Origin of the sequence: Neisseria sp. HMSC055H02 (genome assembly GCF_001813335.1) — a bacterium.
GTDB classification, from domain to species: Bacteria; Pseudomonadota; Gammaproteobacteria; order Burkholderiales; family Neisseriaceae; genus Neisseria; species Neisseria sicca_C.
The window spans coordinates 1-19,039 of sequence record NZ_KV812072.1 but is presented as its reverse complement, the minus strand read 5'-3'; the positions used below and the strand labels follow the sequence as shown (position 1 = coordinate 19,039).

The window sequence follows — 19,039 nt, the reverse complement described above, 5'->3', positions numbered from 1 at the left end:
ATTTTACCTTTTCAAAAACAATGGTTTTAAGCAAGTATAGATTGAGGTAAAACCCAACAAGAATTATTGAATATTCTGCGATTCCAATTTCCAACTCAATCTACCGTCAAATCAAAAGATTTCAGACGACCTTTTATCCTAAACCCAATCAATAGCCCAACCGTAGCGTGGGCTTTGCCCACGAAAACCACCACCAAACCTATCTTTAAAAAATTCAAAGAAACCCTTATCCATCGTCATTCCCGCGCAAGCGGGAATCCAGGCTTCGGCATTTCGGAATGATTCAAAGCTGCCATAACTTTAAACTTCCGGATTCCTGCCTGCGCGGGAATGACAGCGATAGGTTAGTCATCTAGGGGCAAGAGTGAAGACAATATCCACTCTTAACATTTAAACTTCCCGCCAAACAATCTCCAACCCCATAACTCCATACAATACCAAAGGTCGTCTGAAACTTCTTCAGACGACCTTTCCTTAATTCTCAAACCCGACCAATCAAATACTCGACCAATGCCGGCACACCTTCCGCCGCGCGTTTCGGAATCACTTCGACATCCGCGCCCACGCTTTGCGGGTTCGGATCGACCAGATAGCGTTCCGCATCGGGCGGCGCGTAATGAATCAGCGAAGCCGCCGGATAAACCTGCATCGACGTGCCGACGATCATGACCACATCGGCATCGCGCATTTCCTCAACCGCCGCGTCAAACATCGGCACCTGTTCGCCGAAAAACACGATATGCGGGCGCATCGGATTGCCTTGGCTGTCGCGCACATCGTCGGTCTGCTCGCCGGTAAATTCGATGATTTCTTCTTCATCGACGGTGCTGCGCAGTTTGTTCAGCTCGCCGTGCAAGTGCAATACTTTGCTGCTGCCTGCCTTCTCGTGCAGCCCGTCCACATTCTGCGTGATGATGTGCACATCGTAATATTGCGCCAGCTTGACCAACGCCAGATGCGCGGCGTTCGGCTCGGCGGCGTTTGCCTGAAGCCTGCGCTGGTTGTAAAAATCAATCACGAGCTTGGGATTGTTCGCCAAGGCTTCGGGCGTACAAACATCTGTAACCTTATGTCCTTCCCACAAACCGCCCGCATCGCGAAAAGTCAGCAACCCGCTGTCGGCGCTGATTCCCGCGCCGGTCAGGACAACGCATTTTTTCATTGTTCGGACTCCTTATGCCGTCTGAAACCCATATTGCCAAACGGCTCAATCGTCCGGATGGAAACGCGCGGCGGCACGCTCTTTGGCGGCGGTTTCCTTGTCTTTCAATTTCGTTCCCAGACCAAGGCGTTTTTCGTATTCCGATTGCGGCGTATCGTCATCCTGCATACCGAATGCGCTGGCGTTGACCCAAAGCGCGAGAAGCGAAACGACAAAGGCGCAAAAACCTATGATGTACCAAAACATTTGTTTTCCTGTATTTTTGATGTGCAATAACGAAGGGCGCGATAATCGGGAATGAAACGGCAGATTGGAAAGGAGTAAATTCAAATAAGAAATACCTGCCGCGGCAATCACGGTACAAATATTTTCTATTTGAATCCACTGTCAAACAGTCAAACTGCCTACCCGCCGCCTTTCATATAGCGGTTTGTAAAGATATGAAATGTATCACAAAGCCGATGTGATATAAATTCTCCCACCTGATTCTTTCATTCGTTTACCTATTATCGGTTTAAAAGCCAAAAGGTCGTCTGAAAAGTTTTCATAACTTTTCAGACGACCTTTATCTATCCTTAAAAACAAAAACCTTATTGATCCACAAACGCGCGCTCAATCAGGTAGTCGCCGCGTACGCCGGTTTTCGGGGAGACGGTCAAACCGAAATCGTCCAGAACTTTGCAGGTGTCTTTCAGCATGGCTGGACTGCCGCAGAGCATGGCGCGGTCGTCTTGCGGGTTGATTTTGGGCAGACCGATGTCTTCAAACAGTTTGCCGCTAACCATCAGGTCGGTCAGGCGGCCGTGGTGTTCGTAGTCTTCGCGGGAAACGATGGGGTAGTAAATCAGTTTTTCTTTAACCAAGTCGCCGAGGTATTCGTGTTCGGGCAATTCTTTGGTGAAGCGGTCGTAGTACGCCAAATCTTTTTTGTAACGCACGCCGTGCACGAGGATGATTTTTTCAAATTGCTCGTAAATTTCAGGGTCTTTGGTGATGCTCAAGAAAGGGGCGATGCCGGTACCGGTACTCAACAGGTAAAGGTGTTTGCCGGGATTCAGGTCGCCGGCAACCAAAGTTCCGGTCGGTTTTTTGCTGATCAACACGTCGTCGCCGACTTTAAGGTGTTGCAGGCGGCTGGTCAGAGGGCCGTCTTGGACTTTAATGCTGAAAAATTCGAGGTGTTCTTCCCAGTTGGCGGAGGCGACGCTGTATGCGCGCATCAGCGGCTTGCCGTCCACCATCAATCCGACCATGACGAATTGGCCGTTTTCGAAGCGCAACGATTCGTCTCGGGTGCAGGTAAAGGTGAAATACGCATCCGTCCAGTGGTGTACGGACAATACTTTTTGGGTATTGAATGCTGCCATTTGAGTTTCCTGTCGGTAAATCCGTCTGATCGCGCGGGTCGGGCGGATGATGGTTTAAAAGGGTTTCAGACGACCTCTCTCGCCTGTGGATAGATAATGCCGAATTAGAGCAAACGCGCAATTTTAAACGAAAATATTTATCATCACAATGCTTGCTTTTTAGTAAAGGTCGTCTGAAAACCCAGATTGAGGATTTTCAGACGACCTTTGTCTTTGCCGGTTGACCTGTTCGGATATTAGAAATCCAATTCCGCTTTCAGCCAATAAGTACTCGGCATGCCGACGACGGCGAAGCTGCGGTCGTATTGGCCGCGCTGTACCTGCCAGTAGTTTTTGTTGAACAGGTTTTCTACCGAGCTGCTGACGGTCAAAGTATTTTTACCCAGCTTGGTTTTGTAGCGCGCGCCTACGTCAACCAAGGTATAGGACGGGAAGGCGTATTGTTTTTGCGTGTCTTGGTAAGACTTGCCGAAATACGAAACATTGCCGTTCAAGGTCAGACCTTTGGCAAACGGGGTATCCCATTCCACGCCCGCTTTGGCAATCACGCGCGGGTTGGCAACTTGTACGCCGTTAACAAGATTATCGGCTGCGTTCGGATAATTTTTCACAGTCGATTGCAGGTACATTAAGCCAAAGCTCGGACGCAGGGTGTTGTTCAACAGATTGGCATAGGTGTTGAACTCGATACCGCGGTTACGCTCAAAACCTTGTTTGTCACCGGCTGCGCCTCCTGCTGCTTTGTATGCTGCAAAATCAGTACCTTTTTTGGTATTGCCGCGCCAGTAACCCGGGCGTTTGATTTGGAACGCGTTCAAAGTAGTGACAAAGTCACCCCAGTTTTTGCGTACGCCGATTTCAAATTGACGGCTGACGCGCGGTTTGGACATCGTGGTTTCACCGGAATCATCGGTTTTGATGTCGGCAGGCTCCAAGTCTTCCATATAGTTGCCGTACACGACCAAATCGGGCTGCGGCACCCATGCAGCCATCAGCATTGGGCTGAAGCGTTTGGAATCTCCGCTTTTACCTTCTTTTTTATCGGTGTATTCAACCGCTTGGAAGCGTCCGCCCAAGGTCAGGCGGTATTTGTTGTCGACGAAGCCCAGTGTGTCGGACAAAGCCAAACTGTTAACCTTGATATTGGCATCCAAGTTGGCAGAGTTCGCCCATGAGTTTGGATAGTCAGCTCTAAACGATGCCAATTTACTCTCAATATTTTCGTTTGCTTTAACTTCTACCTTGCTTTTACCGGCTGCACTACCATTGATCGTTGCACGTTGACGGATAATGCGGTCAAAAGCAGTACTCCAGTTATGTGTTACCGGCCCGGTTTCAAATTCACCGCGTGCAGTAAGGTTCATACTCAAAGTGCGGAAATATTGGTCGGTCAGGCGCGCCGTGCCTGTGTGGTATTGGTTGGCGCTTGAGCAGGTTGCGGTTTGGCTGCTTGCGCCATCTTTACCGCAAATAGTCGGAGAAATCAGCGTGCCGTAATAACGCGCCTTGTTGTAACCGATACCGCCGGTAATTTGCGCATTCTCAAACGCATCCCATTCGAAAGTCAGCATATTGGTTCGACCGACGGTGTTCTGCCAGTTCCAACTTGGCAGCAGGTTCACTTTGCCATCGGGCGCGTCAAACAAGCGGCCGTTGGCGTTTTGAATATCCTGCATACGCGCGCGGCCGCCGTTGGTTTTGCGTTTCGCGTAGATGGAATCGAACGCCACGCGCAGTTTTTCGCCGCGGTAGTCGGCATTCAAGGCAAATTCTTTGTTGTCCTCGCTGTAACCGTGGCGCGGGGTGTCGCCGTGGCGCAGTTTGCCGTTGGCGCGCACGCCGAATTCTTTGTTTTCGCCGAAGCGTTGACCCAAGTCGAACGTACCTTGGGCGCGGTTGTTGCTGAACCAGCCCAAGCCGATTTTGCGGTTGCCTTCATCGGCGGCTTTTTTGGTTTCGATATTGACGGAACCAGATACCGCGCCTTCAGGGTCCATGCCGTTTACGGCGGTGGACGCGCCTTTAATCAATTGCGCGGAGCCGACTTGCACGCTGGCTGTGCCTTGCGTGCCGTACATGCCCGCCAAACCGTTGACGCTGAATTGGCGCGCATCAAGCTGATAACCGCGGAAATACAGGCCGGTCAATGTGTTGCTTTCGCCGCCGAACTGCCAAACGGAAGCGTCTTTTTTCGCTACGGCATCCACCAAAGTACGCGCTTCGGTGTTGTTGAGGGCTTGTTCGTCGTAGTTGACGACGGTAATCGGCGCGGTAAAGGCGTTGGCTTTGCCCAATACGCCCAAGTTCACGCGGTCGCGCAAGTCGCCGTCGCTGGCGATGGAGTAAGAGCGGGCGGCTTTGACGCGTTTGGCGTCGGCGCGGACATTGACTTCCTGCAACTGCTGTTGCACAGGGGTTTCGGGTGTCGCTTCATCGGCGGCATAAGAAAATGCGCTCGCAATCAAAAGCGGCATCAGGGCTAATTTGCTGTTCATAAATTCCTTCTGTTTTTGAGGTGGGTTATTTTTGTTGCAATAAGCGTGTTAAAAATCACAAAGTAATTTTGTTACACAATTATATTTGATAACATTCCGCACTTCTATACTTCGTTATGAGAACCATTTGTAAAAACAAAAAATACAACACTCTCTCAATTTTTACCTCAAACCCTACAAACAAATGACAAATTCAGTTTTCAGACGACCTCTGCCTGCTGTCTGATCAATCTGACTAAAGAGATAACGCAATGCAAAAATGGCAAATCGAGCTTTATTCCACGCCGTCTTGGCTGTTACAAACCTTATTGATGGTCGCCGCCGCCTCTGCGGTGATTCTGTTTTTGGCACGCGAAACGCGCTTCGGGCGGGAGTTCGCCTATATCCTGCGGCTGTGTCTGACGCCGAAAAGCGCGGTCAAAGTATTGCTGCTGATTACGGCGATGATTGCGCTGCTGTTAACTGAAGTACGGCTGAATGTATTGAGTACTTTTATGTCCAAAGGGCTTTACGACTCGCTGCAGGATTTGAACGCCTCCGCGTTTTGGATGTTTGCCGCGATGAACGCGGGTGTGGTGTTGGTGCGAGCGTTTAACAACGTCGTCAACGATTTTCTCGATCAAGGCTTGGCAATTAAATGGTCGGAGCGGCTCAATGAAGTGCTGACGACGCGCTGGCTTGCCGACAAAAACTACTACCGCCTGCAAATGCGCCGCCATGCGCCGGACAACATCGACCAGCGTATCCAACAAGATGCGCAGGATTTCATCGCCTCGACCATAGAATTTGTGCGCGGCATGGTCAATTCGGTCGTTACCTCGCTGGAATTTGCCGTTGTCTTGTGGGGCTTGGCGGGCATCCTGACCGTGTTCGGCTTCGACATTCCGCACGGCATCGTTTGGTTTGTCTATATGTTTGTGATTTTGGCGACCTTTATCGCCATGTGGATAGGCAACCCTTTGATTCGTTACAACTATGAAAACGAAAAACTCAACGGCGACTACCGCTACTCCCTCATCCGCGTGCGCGACCACGCCGAAAGCGTGGCGTTTTACAGCGGCGAAAAACACGAACACGACCAGCTTGCCGACCGCTTCAAAGCCATCATCCGCAACCGTTGGCGCATTGCCCGCCAAAGCGTCTGCTTGAGCGGCTTTAATGATATGTTTACCAACGGAATCAAGCTCTTCCCCATTATTTTGCAAGCCCCGCGCCTGTTTGCCGGACAAATCAAAATCGGCGACATCCAGCAGACCGTCCAAGCCTTCGCCCGACTGCAAAACGCCCTCTCCTTCTTTCGGATGTTCTACAACACATTCACCGCCTACCGCGCCCGACTGGAGCGTCTGTACGGATTCTTGTTGAGTACGGAAGAACAACACAGCGCGCAGCAACCCGACATTACCGAAGTTTCAGACGACCTCTCGCTGGAAAACGTCGCCCTGTTCCGCCACAACGGCGAAGTCCTGTTGAGCGGCATCAACGTCAACCTCAAAAGCGGCGATTCTCTGCTGATACGCGGCCCTAGCGGTTGCGGCAAAACCTCGCTGCTGCGCGTGCTGGCAGGGCTTTGGCCGTTCGGCAGCAGCGGCAAAGTCAGTCGTCCGCCGCATCAAGACATCCTCTTCCTGCCGCAACGCCCCTACACGGCGCAAGGCAGCCTGCGCGACGCGATTTGTTATCCCGACATCGACAAACAGCATCCCGAACTAGCCGAAGCCATGAACACCTGTCGTTTAGGTTATCTCATTGATAAATTGGACAAAACCGACGACTGGCAACATAAACTCTCCCCCGGCGAACTGCAACGCGTCGCCTTCGTCCGCGCCCTGCTTTCACAGCCCAAAGTCATCCTACTCGACGAAGCCACCGCCGCTTTGGACGAACCGACCGAAGCCCTGCTCTACCGCGCCTTGAAGCAAAAACTGCCGCAGAGCATCATCATCAGCATCGGCCACCGCAGCACGCTCAACGAGTTTCATGATTTCCGCCTCGATGTCGGCAACGCAGTTTACGATTGAATGTATAGTGGATCAACTTTAAACCGGTACGGCGTTGCCTCGCCTTAGCTCAAAGAGAACGATTCTCTAAGGTGCTGAAGCACCAAGTGAATCGGTACCGTACTATCTGTACTGTCTGCGGCTTCGTCGCCTTGTCCTGATTTTTGTTAATCCACTATAAAGCAACAGGGTCGTCTGAAAACCCGTAAGGGTTTCGCCAAAACGTGCGCAGCGAGTTTTGCTAAAACTTTTTCAGACGACCTTTCTGCTAAAATCCCACTCTCAAATAAAAGGGAAACCCACCATGCACGAAATCAAATGCCCGCACTGCCACACCGCGTTTACCGTCAACGAAGCCAGTTACGCCGACATCCTGAACCAAGTCCGCACCCAAGAATTTCAAACCGAAATCCACGAGCGCCTGCAACAGGCGCAGATGCAGTTTCAAAGCGATATGCAGCTTGCCCAAGCGCAGGCACAAAATCAGTTCGACAAAATCCTAGCCGACAAAAACCACGAAATCGCCGCCCTATCCAACCAAATCAACGCCTACGAAAAAGACAGCAAACTTGCCGCCGCCGAAATCGAAGGTCGTCTGAAAGCGCAAATCGCCGAACAAGATAAATTGATTGCAGAACTGAAAGCGCAGGCAAAATCGCTGGAAACGGCGAAAAACATGGAAAAAGAGCTGGAAATCACCAAAGCCGTTGCCGAAAAAGAGCGCGAATTGAGCAATCTGAACACCCAGCTCATGCTGCAATCCAAAGAAAACCAGTTGGAAAAACAAAGCCTGCGCGAAAAATACGAAGCCGAACTCAAACAAAAAGACGAAACCATCGCCTTCTACAAAGACTTCAAAGCCAGACAGTCCACCAAAATGATAGGTGAAAGCCTAGAGCAGCACTGCGAAACCGAATTCAACCGCATCCGCACCACCGCCTTTCCCCAAGCCGTATTCGGCAAAGACAACGACGCCAAAACCGGCAGCAAAGGCGACTACATCTACCGCGAAACCGACGAAGAAGGCAACGAAATCATCTCCATCATGTTCGAGATGAAAAACGAAAGCGACGAAACCGCCACCAAAAAGAAAAACGAACACTTTTTTAAAGAGTTGGACAAAGACCGCAGAGAGAAAAACTGCGAATACGCCGTACTCGTCTCACTCTTGGAAGCCGACAGCGAACTCTACAACAACGGCATCGTCGATGTATCCTACGCTTACCCGAAAATGTACGTCGTGCGCCCGCAGTTTTTCATCCCCATCGTCTCCCTGCTGCGCAACGCCGCGCTCAATTCATTGAAATACAAACAGGAATTGGCACAAATGCGCGCGCAAAACATCGACATCACGCATTTTGAAGAAGACTTGGACAAGTTCAAAACCGATTTCGCCCGCAATTACGAACTCGCCAGCCGCAAGTTCCAAACCGCCATCGACGAAATCGACAAAACCATCAGCCACCTGCAAAAAACCAAAGAAGCCCTACTCTCTTCAGAAAACAACCTGCGCCTCGCCAACAACAAAGCAACCGACCTGACCGTCAAAAAATTAGTACGCAAAAACCCGACCATGAAGGCTGCCTTTGCCGCGTTGGAGAAAAAAGAGGATTGAGGTTCGTATGAAGTAAAGGTCGTCTGAAAGCGGCCTTCCCCGTTTTCAGACGACCTTTCCCGAGTCAAAGCCGTTTGAATATTACCTGCGATACAGCTATGATGAAGCCTGTCCCTACACATTAATAATGAAAGGAATCCCGCATGACCACTTGGTTTATTGCCGCTGCCGCCGTCCTGATCGTCGAGCTGTTCGTCGGCACTGTGTATCTCTTGGTGGTCAGTGCGGCTTTGTTCGGTGCAGGTTTGGTGTATTGGCTGACCGGCGATACGTCGATTGCCGTCGCTGCGGCAGCCGTTTTATCCGCCGTCGGTATCTGGGTGGTACACAGTAAATTCAAAAAAACTGCGCCCCGCCAAGAATTGAACGATGATTTGGACATCGGACAGACCGTTCAAATCCTCCGCCGCCTTCACGGCGATTGCTATGAAGTTTCTTATCGGGGGACGCGCTGGCAGGCGCAGGCTGAAAATGCCGATGCCGTTCAGACGACCTCTACTGCCGTGATTACCGGTAAAAACGGTAATGTCTTACTCATTCGTTTGAATTGATTCAGTAATCCGCCCTGTTATGGTTTAAAAGGAAAAACAATGGACTTTTTATACAGCTTGCCCGTCATCCTGCTGATCGTCGTCTTGATTTTCGGCTTCAAAGCCTTTATCGTCGTGCCGCAGCAGGAAGTTTACGTCGTCGAACGCCTCGGCAGATTCCACAACGCGCTGACCGCCGGTCTGAACATCCTGATTCCTTTCGTCGACCGCGTCGCCTACCGCCACTCGCTCAAAGAAGTGCCTTTGGACGTTCCCAGCCAAGTTTGTATCACACGCGACAACACCCAGCTTACCGTTGACGGCATCATCTACTTCCAAGTAACCGATCCGAAACTCGCTTCCTACGGCTCCAGCAACTACATCATGGCGATTACCCAGCTTGCCCAAACCACGCTGCGTTCGGTTATCGGCCGCATGGAGTTGGACAAAACGTTTGAAGAACGCGACGAAATCAACAGCATTGTCGTTTCCGCGCTCGACGAAGCGGCAGGCGCATGGGGCGTGAAAGTATTGCGTTACGAAATCAAAGACTTGGTTCCGCCGCAAGAAATCCTGCGTTCTATGCAGGCGCAAATTACCGCCGAACGTGAAAAACGCGCCCGCATCGCCGAATCCGAAGGCCGCAAAATCGAGCAAATCAACCTTGCCAGCGGTCAGCGCGAAGCGGAAATCCAACAGTCCGAAGGTGAAGCGCAAGCCGCCATCAATGCGTCAAACGGCGAAAAAATCGCCCGCATCAACCGCGCACAAGGTGAAGCCGAAGCCCTGCGCCTGGTTGCCGAAGCCAACGCCGACGCCATCCGTAAAATCGCCGAGGCTGTCCGCGCAGAAGGCGGCTCCGAAGCCGTCAACCTGAAAGTTGCCGAGCAATATGTCGAAGCATTCAGCAATTTGGCAAAAGAAAGCACAACTCTGATTATGCCTGCCAACGTCGCCGACATCGGCAGCCTGGTTTCAGCCGGACTGAAGATTATCGACAGCAACAAAGCGGCAAAATAAACCTTACGTTTTGCCACAAGGTCGTCTGAAAACGAGTGCAACGCGTTTCGCTAAATTAACAGCGAATTTTGCCGAACCGTTTTTCAGACGACCTGTATTCAACTATAGTGGATTAAATTTAAATCAGGACAAGGCGACGAAGCCGCAGACAGTACAAATAGTACGGAACCGATTCACTTGGTGCTTCAGCACCTTAGAGAATCGTTCTCTTTGAGCTAAGGCGAGGCAACGCCGTACCGGTTTAAAGTTAATCCACTATACATTCTGATTGTTACCCAAGACCAATTCAATGACTCAGAAAACACACACCATCAAAACCTACCTCGTCGGCGGCGCCGTCCGCGATTATCTTTTGGGTTTGCCCGTCAAAGACCGAGACTGGGTGGTCGTCGGTGCCGACGCACAAACCATGCTGGCGCAGGGCTTCCAGCCGGTCGGCAAAGATTTTCCCGTGTTCCTCCACCCCGACACCCACGAAGAATACGCCCTCGCCCGCACCGAACGCAAAATCGCCAAGGGCTACGCCGGTTTCAGTTTTCACGCCGACAAAGACGTTACGCTGGAGCAGGATTTGATGCGCCGCGACCTGACCATCAACGCGATGGCGCAGGATTCAGACGACCTCATCATCGACCCCTTCGGCGGACAACAGGATTTGGCGGCGGGCATTTTGCGCCACGTTTCCCCCGCCTTTGCCGAAGACCCCGTCCGCATCCTGCGCACCGCCCGCTTTGCCGCGCGCTACGGATTTGAAATAGCCGAAGAAACCATGAAACTGATGCGGCAGATGGTTAAAAACGGTGAAGCGGACGCTTTGGTTGCCGAACGTGTCTGGCAGGAGTTGGCGAAAGGCTTGATGGAAAAAAATCCCCGCAGGATGATTGAAGTATTGCGCGAATGCGGCGCGCTCAAAGTTTTGCTGCCCGAGGTCGATGCCCTCTTCGGCGTGCCGCAACGCGCCGACTATCATCCCGAAATCGACAGCGGCATCCATACCCTGATGACGCTGCAACGCGCCGCCGATATGGGTCTGACGCTACCCGAACGCTACGCCGCCCTGCTGCACGATTTGGGCAAAGCCAAAACGCCGCCTGACATCCTGCCGCGCCACCACGGACACGACCTCGCCGGCGTCGAGCCCGTGCGCGAAGTCAATCAGCGGCTGCGCGCGCCGAGACACTGCGCCGAGCTTGCCGAACTTGTCTGCCGCTGGCACATCATGTTTCATAAAGCCGTAGAACTTAAAAGCAAAACCATCTTGACCGTTTTGAAAAAAACCGACGCTTTCAGACGACCCGAACGCTTCACCGCCACCTTAAACGTCTGTATTGCCGACACGCAAGGCCGTCTGAACCGCGAACACACTCCCTACCCGCAACGCGCGCACTGGCTCGCCCTGCTCGAAGCCGCCAACCAAGTGGATTCGGGCAAAATCGCCGCCGAATGCCGCGCACAGGGAAAAGCGCACCTTATCGCCGAAGAAATCGACCGGGCGCGGTTGGCAGAAATTGCTCCTTTGCAAAAAGCGTATCAGGCGGCGCAAGACAAAACAGAAAGACATTAAAATGCCCAATACAGCGACTTTTAAAGTTTTGAGGACGATACCCAACCCAAGCTTTGAAACAGCCGCCGCCATATCCGCTATAATCTGCCTCTCAGCCATTCCGTTCCAAACATAAAAATCATGACCATTCAGACCGATTTATTGCCCAAAATCAACAACGAAGATTACCAACGCCTCATCCTCAAACACAGCGTAGAATTCAGCGAAGGCGAAATCCGCCTGCTGAACGAAATCCTCGAAAAATTTACCTTCGACGTCGTTCAGGCGCAGGCATTGGCGCAGGCGGTGATGCAGCAGGTGCGCTTCGACCCCAACGCCTACCACATCGACAGCGACGACGAAGACACCACAGGCATCTGCCCCCACTGCATCAACCCGCCCATGCCGCCCCTGCGCGATTACCTTGTTTGGCGCGAAACACGCGGCTAAACCCCTTTCAAAAAGGTCGTCTGAAAACGGCAAACCGCTTTTCAGACGACCCCGAACCCATCGGAAAACCCATGCTGCAAACCGACAACCTGACCGCCGCCCAACCCCAGCGCATCATCACCGCCCAAAGCATCTCCTCGCAGGAAGAGTTGCTTGAGCGCGCCCTGCGCCCTAAAACGCTGGACGACTATATCGGGCAGGACAAAGCCAAAGAACAGCTCGCCATCTTTATCCAAGCCGCCAAAAAACGCGGCGAAGCCCTAGACCACACCCTGCTCTTCGGCCCGCCCGGACTGGGCAAAACCACGCTGGCGCACATCATCGCCAAAGAGCTGGGCGTCAACCTGCGCCAAACCAGCGGCCCCGTCCTCGAACGCGCCGGCGACCTTGCCGCCCTTCTGACCAACCTCGAGCCGCACGACGTATTGTTCATCGACGAAATCCACCGCCTCAGCCCCGTCGTCGAAGAAATCCTCTACCCCGCGCTCGAAGACTACCAACTCGACATCATGATAGGCGAAGGCCCTGCCGCCCGTTCCGTCAAAATCGACCTGCCGCCCTTCACCCTCGTCGGCGCGACCACCCGCGCAGGTATGCTGACCAACCCACTGCGCGACCGCTTCGGCATCGTTGCCCGCTTGGAGTTTTATCAAAATCAAGACCTTGCCACCATCGTCAGCCGTTCCGCACAATTACTGCAACTCGACATGGGCGAAGAAGGCGCAATGGAAGTCGCCAAGCGTAGCCGCGGCACACCCCGCATCGCCAACCGCCTGCTGCGCCGCGTCCGCGATTTTGCCGATGTGAAAAACAACGGCGTCATCGATGCCGCCATCGCCGATGCCGCTTTAAGCATGCTGGATGTGGACGCGCAAGGTTTGGACGTCATGGACAGAAAATTCCTCGAAGCCATCCTGCACAAATTCAGCGGCGGTCCCGTCGGTCTTGATAACGTTGCCGCCGCCATCGGCGAATCCACGGACACCATCGAGGACGTTATCGAACCCTACCTCATCCAACAAGGCTTCCTGCAACGTACCCCGCGCGGCAGAATGGCCACCGAACGCGCCTACCTGCACTTCGGCTTGAAAATGGAAAAATAAGCGTATTGAAATGAAGAAAGGTCGTCTGAAACCGGATTTTTGGTTTTCAGACGACCTTTTTGTATCCATTCGAATGGAAGACTTGAGTCAGGATAAAGGCAAGTGCTTTTCTCGTAAGCTAGTGTTTGTCCTCACCCTCTTTGGCAGTATCTTTCCCGCCGTCTTTATCTGTCTGAACCGGCGTAACCGGGAAAAACAAGATCAGCGGGTTTGCCTTAATCTGCTGCCAGAAGCTTTTGCACAAATTGCCGACGCTGCCGATTTTCGTGCCGCGCGAGCGCAGGGCGACGAAGAGGGCGAGGGTGAAGCTGACGATGAGGTTGACCAAGCCGATGGCGAGGACGCTGCAAATGCCGAGCATGAATGTACCAAAGCCGACGTTGCCGCTGACGGCGGCGTAGCCTAGGTTGGCGGATGAGAAGGCAACATGGCGGATGTCCAGCGGCAGACCGAGGAGGTGTCCGAAGTAGCCGGTCATGCCCAAGAGCATACCGAAGATGAAGTTGCCGACCAGCGAGCCGTAGTGTTTGTGAATGTAGGCGGCGAGGACGCGGCGGGGTTTGGGGCGCATGATTTTGCGCAACAAGGGATTGAAGGGCAGGCGTTGGCGCAGGTTGAGGTAGTCGGCACGGTTGTCGAAGAAGCCTGCGATGATGCCGGAACAGAACAGCCACAAGCCTGCGATGGCGGCATACCATAGCGTTGGATGACCGATAATGTCTATGGATTTGAACTGGTAGGCGGTGGTATGTGCATCGAGTATGGGCTGTTGGTGCAGATGGGCATAGCCGAACGATATGGCGCACGCCAAGAGGATGGCGATGGAAACGTTGCCGAAGACGGCGACGCTTTGGGAGCGGCATACGTCGATAAGGAGCTTGGCGAGCTTGTTGTCCACCGCTTTGCCGCCTTCGTTGAGATCGACTTGTTCGGCGAAGCTGGCGGCGGTCATGGCGGGCTGCTTGGTGGCGACGGTGCAGTGCAGCATATGGATGAGCATGAAGCCTATGCCGTAGTTGAGCCCTGACAGCAAGGAGGTAACGAAGGGGCTGAAGCCGAGTGTGCCGATGTGGATTTTGTGCAATGCCATCAGGGCGATGATGACGCCGCCACCCGCCGCGGAGTAGAACATTTTGAAATATTCTTTGCGGTTGCGGGTGATGTAATGCTCACCGTGGTGGCTTTTGTTTTCGGTAATGCTGCGGGCGAGCATGCGTATGCTGCTGCGGCGCAGGTGGCGGGTACTGTATTGCTCGACCGCAGCGTAGATGAGGGAGTTCATCAGGGTAATGGTCAGGCGGTTGCGGTTGCCGGCATCGGTTTGGATGTCGGTGAGCAATTTCAGACGACCTATGGTCTGCTGGAGCCGTTCAAGCAGGTGGGCGACTTTGACGGACGAGCCTGAGCCTGCGCCCGTTCCTTTGCGACGCAGATAGTCAATTTGCTTGCTGCACTGGTCGAACATGACTTCGAGGTGGGCGGTGTCGTAAGGGGTGGTGTCGTTACGGTAGTGTTCGACCAGTTTGGCGGTTTCGCGCTGGAGGGCGACGAAGGGCGAATCGGCTTCGAGCAGGCGCGGGGCGATGCGGATGAGGTCGGGTTCGATGGCTTCGGAGGCAATCCAAATGGCCAGCATTTCGATGGCGCGCAGACGAGCGTCAACCAACTGGCGGCAGGCGTTTTGCAGCAAGGCGGGATCGGCGCTGGTGCGGATCAGGTCGTACAGGCTCAACCATTGGCGGATGCTGAGGGTTTGCAGCCATTTGTCGTCGTTTTCGGAGTGGAAAAGGTAGAGGAACACTTCGCGCAGGTTGGCAAAGTCTTTGTAGGACGGGCTGAAGCGTTCGTATATGCGTATGCCCATCTCGCGGGTAAAGCTGTGGCGCGAGAAGATGCCGAGTTTGATCAGCGCGGGATAGATGTGGACTTGCGAGAGCCAGTGGTAGAAGCGTCCGCTGAAATTTTTTGCGAGTTCTTCGTCTTGTTTGAGCGTGGCGATAATCAGGTCGAAGCGTTCTGCCGCCTGTTTTTTGCCGCCGCGCCGCAGGAATTTGATTAAGGCGTTGAGGATAAGGACGAAATCGGTGTCGGTCAGGCTTTTGGAAAGTAAAGGATGTAGATTTTGGTGAGTAATTTTTTCCATTGCGGTATTTTTACACAAAACGGCGGGTTTGATAAGTTCGGGTAATTTATGCAACCTGCTGTAAGCACATTCGATATTTTGGAGCAATGTTTGACGATTTCAACCCTCTTTGTTTTGAAAAGGTCGTCTGAAAACCGTTTTCAGACGACCCCTTGTTTATTTCAGCAACTCTTCGGGAATTTTGCAGACGGGAATCGGATTGACTTTGTGTTGCATGGCTTTGTGCAGGCGGGTGTAGATTTCCAAGACTTCGCGCTGCCTGCCTTCAAAATCTTCAGGACGGTGCGTGCCGTAAACGCTCATCGCCCATTCGAGTTCGGGATAGCTTGCGCCCATCTGTTCTTCGTCCGTACGCTCGGTATCCCAAAGCCCGTCGGTCGGCACGGCTTTTTGGATGGACTCGGCAATGTCCAGTTCGGCGGCAATTTGATAAATCTGCGTTTTGGTCAAATCGGCAATCGGGCTGATGTCCACGCCGCCGTCACCGTATTTGGTGAAAAAGCCCACGCCGAAATCTTCGATTTTGTTGCCCGTACCGGTAACCAGCAAACCGTTTAGCTGACCGTAATAATAAAGCGTCAGCATCCGCAGGCGGCTGCGGGCGTTGGCAAGCGCAAGCTGTTTGGCGGGGAACTCGGTTTCATCGACCTCGACATCGGCGGCAAAGGTATCGAAAGTCGGCGTCAAATCCACGCGCATCCCGCTGACGTTGGGAAACGCCTGTTCCAACCGGCGGATGTGCTCCTGCGCGCGGCTGACTTGGTCGGCTTTTTGGCGGATGGGCATTTCAAGCAGCAGAACCTTCAGCCCCGTCCGTGCCGCGATGGCAGAAACGACTGCGGAATCGATACCGCCGGAAACGCCGACGACAAATCCCTTGGCGTGTGCGGCGGCGGCATAGTTTTTCAGCCAGTCGGCAATATGGCGGATAACGGCTTGCGTCTGCATAGTCAGGCTCCTGATTTGAAAGGGGGAATCATACCCGATTTTGAGAGGCTGCGGCATATGGACCGGACAGGTCGTCTGAAAATCGGTTTCGCAGCTTTCAGACGACTTTCCCCCTGTTTTCATCAGCAATAAAATCCTGCTGAAATTTCGCACAATCTTTCCCAATTTGAAACAATTTCTTGATTTTGTTATTATTCCTTCAAACAAAGAAATAATCATCATCCAATTTGTCTCACCCGCCCCCCATTACGACCGATTCATCTGTGCGTTTTTACTCTCTTTTTCCCTTGTTTTTCATCCGGCAGGACGGTTTAAACGCCATTCGTTTTTTGTCTGCGTTTTATAGTGGATTACCAAAAATCGGGAAAGTCTCGGACCCTGTCCAACAGACCATGTTTTATTCCTAGTTTTTGTTAATCAACCATATACAGCCTTGCGCCCGTATCCGCCTGCCTCACCATCCCAAAGGAGGTCAAGGTTTGTCTTTATTTCATTTCTTACGCAACCGCTCTTCGTTCAATCCCTTCGTCGTTTCCGTTACGCTGTCCTTCGTGCTGCTGGTCATCGGCATCGCGCTTTTGATTCCGCAGCAGGCAGAAACCGTCCTCAATGCCGCCAAAACGGGCATTTTCAAAAACTTCAGTTGGTTTTACATCTTGGCGTTTTCAGCCTTCTTCTTCTTCCTGCTCGCACTTTCGGTCAGCAGCTTCGGCAACATCAAGCTGGGCAGCAACGAAGAAGAGCCTGAATTTAGCTTTTGGTCTTGGCTCGCCATGCTGTTCGCGGCGGGTATGGGCGTCGGATTGATGTTTTTCGGTGTCGCCGAACCGCTCACCCATTATCTGTCCCCCATCACCGAAGGCGGCAGCGGCGCAAGGCAGCAGGACGCGTTGCTCCACACCCTCTTCCACTGGGGCGTACATGCCTGGTCGGTTTACGCCGCCATGGCGTTGGCGCTCGCCTATTTCGCTTTCCGCTACAAACTCCCGCTTTCTCTGCGTTCCTGCTTTTATCCGCTGTTGAAAGAGAAAATCGACGGTAAGGCAGGCGACATCATCGACATACTTGCGCTGGTCGCCACCCTGTTCGGCATCATTACCACGCTTGGTTTCGGCGCGGCGCAGTTGGGTGCGGGCTTGGCACAAATCGGCTGGATAAGCGAAAACACCTTTTCCGTACAAACCATCGTGATTTTCGCCGTCATGGGTTTGGCGGTCGCCTCCGCCGCCTCCGGCATAGGCAAAGGCGTCAAAATGTTGAGCGAGATGAACTTGACCCTTGCCTTCGTACTGATGGTTTTCGTCCTCGCCACCGGCCCGACCCTCCACCTGCTCTCCGCCTTCAACGACAACCTCGGCACTTACCTGAGCAACCTCGTACAACTCAGTTTCAAAACGTACAGCTACGAACAAAACCATACCGAATGGTTCGGCGGCTGGACCATCTTATACTGGGCATGGTGGTGTTCTTGGGCGCCTTTCGTCGGACTCTTCATCGCCCGCATCTCGCGCGGACGCACCATACGCGAATTTATTTTCGGCGTTTTGGCGGTTCCCTCCCTGTTCTGCGTCATCTGGTTTACCATCTTCGGCGATACCGCCATCTGGATTAACGACCACACCGCAGCAGGCGCATTGGGCGAATTGACCGGCACGCCCGAAAAACTCCTCTTCCGCTTCCTCGAATACCTCCCCCTGCCGACCCTCACAGGGCTTGTCAGCCTCATGGTGATCGCCCTCTTCTTCATCACCTCCGCAGACTCCGGCATTTACGTTCTCAACAACATCGCCTCCCGCGACAAAAGCGTGGCCGCCCCGCGCTGGCAGGCAGTGATGTGGGGGCTGTTGATGTCTGCCGCCGCCATCGTCCTTTTGCGCTTCGGCGGACTGCCCACCCTGCAGACCATGACCCTCATCGTCGCCCTGCCTTTCGCCCTGCTCATGCTGATCATGTGTTTCAGCCTCTGGCGCGGATTAAACGCCGACCACAAATACTTCACGACCGCCGTCACCCCCTCCAGCGTCTATTGGAGCGGCGACAACTGGCAGGACAGGCTCGAGCGTATGCTGAACCAAACGCAGGAACAAGACATCCTCAAATTCCTCAAAACCACCGCCCTGCCCGCCATGCGCGAACTAAGCGAAGAGTTGTCCGACAAATACGGCCTGAGCGTCGACATCCAAACCCACTTCGACCGCGAAGAGCCTGCCGTCGAATTCACCATCCACAAAGAGTCCCTGCGCGACTTCATGTACGGCATTAAAACCATCAAGCGCGAAGTGTCCGAACAGCTTATCAAAGACGGCCACCTCCCGCACATCCGCCACAACTTAACCTACGAGCCCTACACCTACTTCTTCGACGGCCGCAGCGGCTACGACGTGCAATACATGAACCGCCGTGAACTCATCGCCGACATCCTCAAGCAGTACGAGCGTTACCTCAACCTCCTGACCGATGTCGGACAAGAACTCATGTCGCACCGGCAAACCGAATTGGCAGAATAAGTTTTTGTTTAAATAAATTGCAACAAAGGTCGTCTGAAAACTGGATTTCCCGTTTTCAGACGACCTTTTGTCATGCGTACAACAAACTACACATTCCGAGACCTTTGCAAAAAAGCCCTTCCCTCGACAGCCGAAACCCAAACACAGGTTTTCGTC

General features: G+C 53.0%; 14 protein-coding genes and 1 pseudogene. 9 read left to right on the top strand and 6 right to left on the bottom strand.

Translation table 11 applies throughout. The annotated features are described in order from the left end of the window. Positions 1 to 481: 481 nt before the first annotated feature. The 4 genes from HMPREF2907_RS02585 to HMPREF2907_RS02570 all read right to left on the bottom strand — a co-directional run bounded on the left by HMPREF2907_RS02585 (position 482) and on the right by HMPREF2907_RS02570 (position 5,024). Positions 482 to 1,162 carry an SIR2 family NAD-dependent protein deacylase gene (locus HMPREF2907_RS02585; protein WP_070679746.1) on the bottom strand — a complete coding sequence of 227 codons (681 nt, stop codon included), beginning with the start codon at positions 1,160 to 1,162 and terminating at the stop codon, positions 482 to 484. 45 nt (positions 1,163 to 1,207) lie between these two features. Beyond that, the gene (locus tag HMPREF2907_RS02580; RefSeq protein ID WP_003742720.1) at positions 1,208 to 1,408 is read right to left on the bottom strand and encodes a hypothetical protein; all 201 of its coding nucleotides are present in this window, start codon (positions 1,406 to 1,408) and stop codon (positions 1,208 to 1,210) included. A gap of 344 nt (positions 1,409 to 1,752) precedes the next feature. Beyond that, positions 1,753 to 2,529, bottom strand: coding sequence for a ferredoxin--NADP reductase (locus tag HMPREF2907_RS02575; protein WP_003756710.1), 777 nt, complete (start codon positions 2,527 to 2,529; stop codon positions 1,753 to 1,755). A 236-nt stretch (positions 2,530 to 2,765) separates the two neighbouring features. Beyond that, positions 2,766 to 5,024, bottom strand: a complete 2,259-nt coding sequence (locus HMPREF2907_RS02570) for a TonB-dependent receptor (RefSeq protein ID WP_070679744.1) — start codon at positions 5,022 to 5,024, stop codon at positions 2,766 to 2,768. Between the two features lie 251 nt (positions 5,025 to 5,275). Between HMPREF2907_RS02570 and HMPREF2907_RS02565 the strand changes: the two genes are divergently transcribed. The 8 genes and pseudogenes from HMPREF2907_RS02565 to ruvB all read left to right on the top strand — a co-directional run bounded on the left by HMPREF2907_RS02565 (position 5,276) and on the right by ruvB (position 13,285). Beyond that, positions 5,276 to 7,045 (top strand): ABC transporter ATP-binding protein/permease, encoded by a 1,770-nt coding sequence (locus HMPREF2907_RS02565; RefSeq protein WP_070679741.1) that lies wholly within the window; start codon positions 5,276 to 5,278, stop codon positions 7,043 to 7,045. Between the two features lie 283 nt (positions 7,046 to 7,328). Continuing rightward, positions 7,329 to 8,639 carry a DUF2130 domain-containing protein gene (locus HMPREF2907_RS02560; RefSeq protein WP_070679738.1) on the top strand — a complete coding sequence of 437 codons (1,311 nt, stop codon included), beginning with the start codon at positions 7,329 to 7,331 and terminating at the stop codon, positions 8,637 to 8,639. Between the two features lie 143 nt (positions 8,640 to 8,782). Beyond that, positions 8,783 to 9,190 carry an NfeD family protein gene (locus HMPREF2907_RS02555; protein ID WP_070679735.1) on the top strand — a complete coding sequence of 136 codons (408 nt, stop codon included), beginning with the start codon at positions 8,783 to 8,785 and terminating at the stop codon, positions 9,188 to 9,190. A gap of 39 nt (positions 9,191 to 9,229) precedes the next feature. Next, the gene (locus HMPREF2907_RS02550; RefSeq protein ID WP_070679731.1) at positions 9,230 to 10,189 is read left to right on the top strand and encodes an SPFH domain-containing protein; all 960 of its coding nucleotides are present in this window, start codon (positions 9,230 to 9,232) and stop codon (positions 10,187 to 10,189) included. Positions 10,190 to 10,292: 103 nt separating this feature from the next. Then, positions 10,293 to 10,355: pseudogene (locus HMPREF2907_RS13670) on the top strand (transposase); the annotation flags it as partial. A gap of 144 nt (positions 10,356 to 10,499) precedes the next feature. Beyond that, a complete protein-coding gene (locus tag HMPREF2907_RS02545) occupies positions 10,500 to 11,753 on the top strand; it encodes a multifunctional CCA addition/repair protein (RefSeq protein WP_070679755.1) in 1,254 nt (417 codons plus the stop codon). A gap of 120 nt (positions 11,754 to 11,873) precedes the next feature. Beyond that, on the top strand, positions 11,874 to 12,182 hold the full coding sequence (locus HMPREF2907_RS02540; RefSeq protein ID WP_003756802.1) for a hypothetical protein: 309 nt from the start codon (positions 11,874 to 11,876) through the stop codon (positions 12,180 to 12,182). Positions 12,183 to 12,253: 71 nt separating this feature from the next. Then, complete coding sequence (ruvB, locus tag HMPREF2907_RS02535) at positions 12,254 to 13,285, top strand: Holliday junction branch migration DNA helicase RuvB (RefSeq protein WP_039404965.1); 1,032 nt, start codon at positions 12,254 to 12,256, stop codon at positions 13,283 to 13,285. A gap of 118 nt (positions 13,286 to 13,403) precedes the next feature. Here the strand turns inward: ruvB and HMPREF2907_RS02530 are convergent, their stop codons facing one another. Both HMPREF2907_RS02530 and nadE read right to left on the bottom strand, forming a co-directional pair. Further along, positions 13,404 to 15,428 (bottom strand): site-specific recombinase, encoded by a 2,025-nt coding sequence (locus HMPREF2907_RS02530; protein WP_049226075.1) that lies wholly within the window; start codon positions 15,426 to 15,428, stop codon positions 13,404 to 13,406. 156 nt (positions 15,429 to 15,584) lie between these two features. After that, entirely contained in the window at positions 15,585 to 16,376 is a 792-nt protein-coding gene (nadE, locus tag HMPREF2907_RS02525; RefSeq protein ID WP_070442603.1) for an NAD(+) synthase, read from the bottom strand. Between the two features lie 479 nt (positions 16,377 to 16,855). Here nadE and HMPREF2907_RS02520 point away from each other — a divergent pair, with 479 nt between their 5' ends. Beyond that, positions 16,856 to 18,883 carry a BCCT family transporter gene (locus HMPREF2907_RS02520; RefSeq protein ID WP_070679729.1) on the top strand — a complete coding sequence of 676 codons (2,028 nt, stop codon included), beginning with the start codon at positions 16,856 to 16,858 and terminating at the stop codon, positions 18,881 to 18,883. Positions 18,884 to 19,039 lie beyond the last annotated feature (156 nt).

What these genes read in the sequence shown, in the direction of transcription:
- HMPREF2907_RS02530 (WP_049226075.1), bottom strand. Translation starts at nt 15,428, where the DNA reads ATGGAAAAAATTACTCACCAAAATCTACATCCTTTACTTTCCAAAAGC.
- ruvB (WP_039404965.1), top strand. Translation starts at nt 12,254, where the DNA reads ATGCTGCAAACCGACAACCTGACCGCCGCCCAACCCCAGCGCATCATC.
- HMPREF2907_RS02570 (WP_070679744.1), bottom strand. Translation starts at nt 5,024, where the DNA reads ATGAACAGCAAATTAGCCCTGATGCCGCTTTTGATTGCGAGCGCATTT.
- HMPREF2907_RS02585 (WP_070679746.1), bottom strand. Translation starts at nt 1,162, where the DNA reads ATGAAAAAATGCGTTGTCCTGACCGGCGCGGGAATCAGCGCCGACAGC.
- nadE (WP_070442603.1), bottom strand. Translation starts at nt 16,376, where the DNA reads ATGCAGACGCAAGCCGTTATCCGCCATATTGCCGACTGGCTGAAAAAC.
- HMPREF2907_RS02575 (WP_003756710.1), bottom strand. Translation starts at nt 2,529, where the DNA reads ATGGCAGCATTCAATACCCAAAAAGTATTGTCCGTACACCACTGGACG.
- HMPREF2907_RS02555 (WP_070679735.1), top strand. Translation starts at nt 8,783, where the DNA reads ATGACCACTTGGTTTATTGCCGCTGCCGCCGTCCTGATCGTCGAGCTG.
- HMPREF2907_RS02580 (WP_003742720.1), bottom strand. Translation starts at nt 1,408, where the DNA reads ATGTTTTGGTACATCATAGGTTTTTGCGCCTTTGTCGTTTCGCTTCTC.
- HMPREF2907_RS02540 (WP_003756802.1), top strand. Translation starts at nt 11,874, where the DNA reads ATGACCATTCAGACCGATTTATTGCCCAAAATCAACAACGAAGATTAC.
- HMPREF2907_RS02565 (WP_070679741.1), top strand. Translation starts at nt 5,276, where the DNA reads ATGCAAAAATGGCAAATCGAGCTTTATTCCACGCCGTCTTGGCTGTTA.
- HMPREF2907_RS02560 (WP_070679738.1), top strand. Translation starts at nt 7,329, where the DNA reads ATGCACGAAATCAAATGCCCGCACTGCCACACCGCGTTTACCGTCAAC.
- HMPREF2907_RS02550 (WP_070679731.1), top strand. Translation starts at nt 9,230, where the DNA reads ATGGACTTTTTATACAGCTTGCCCGTCATCCTGCTGATCGTCGTCTTG.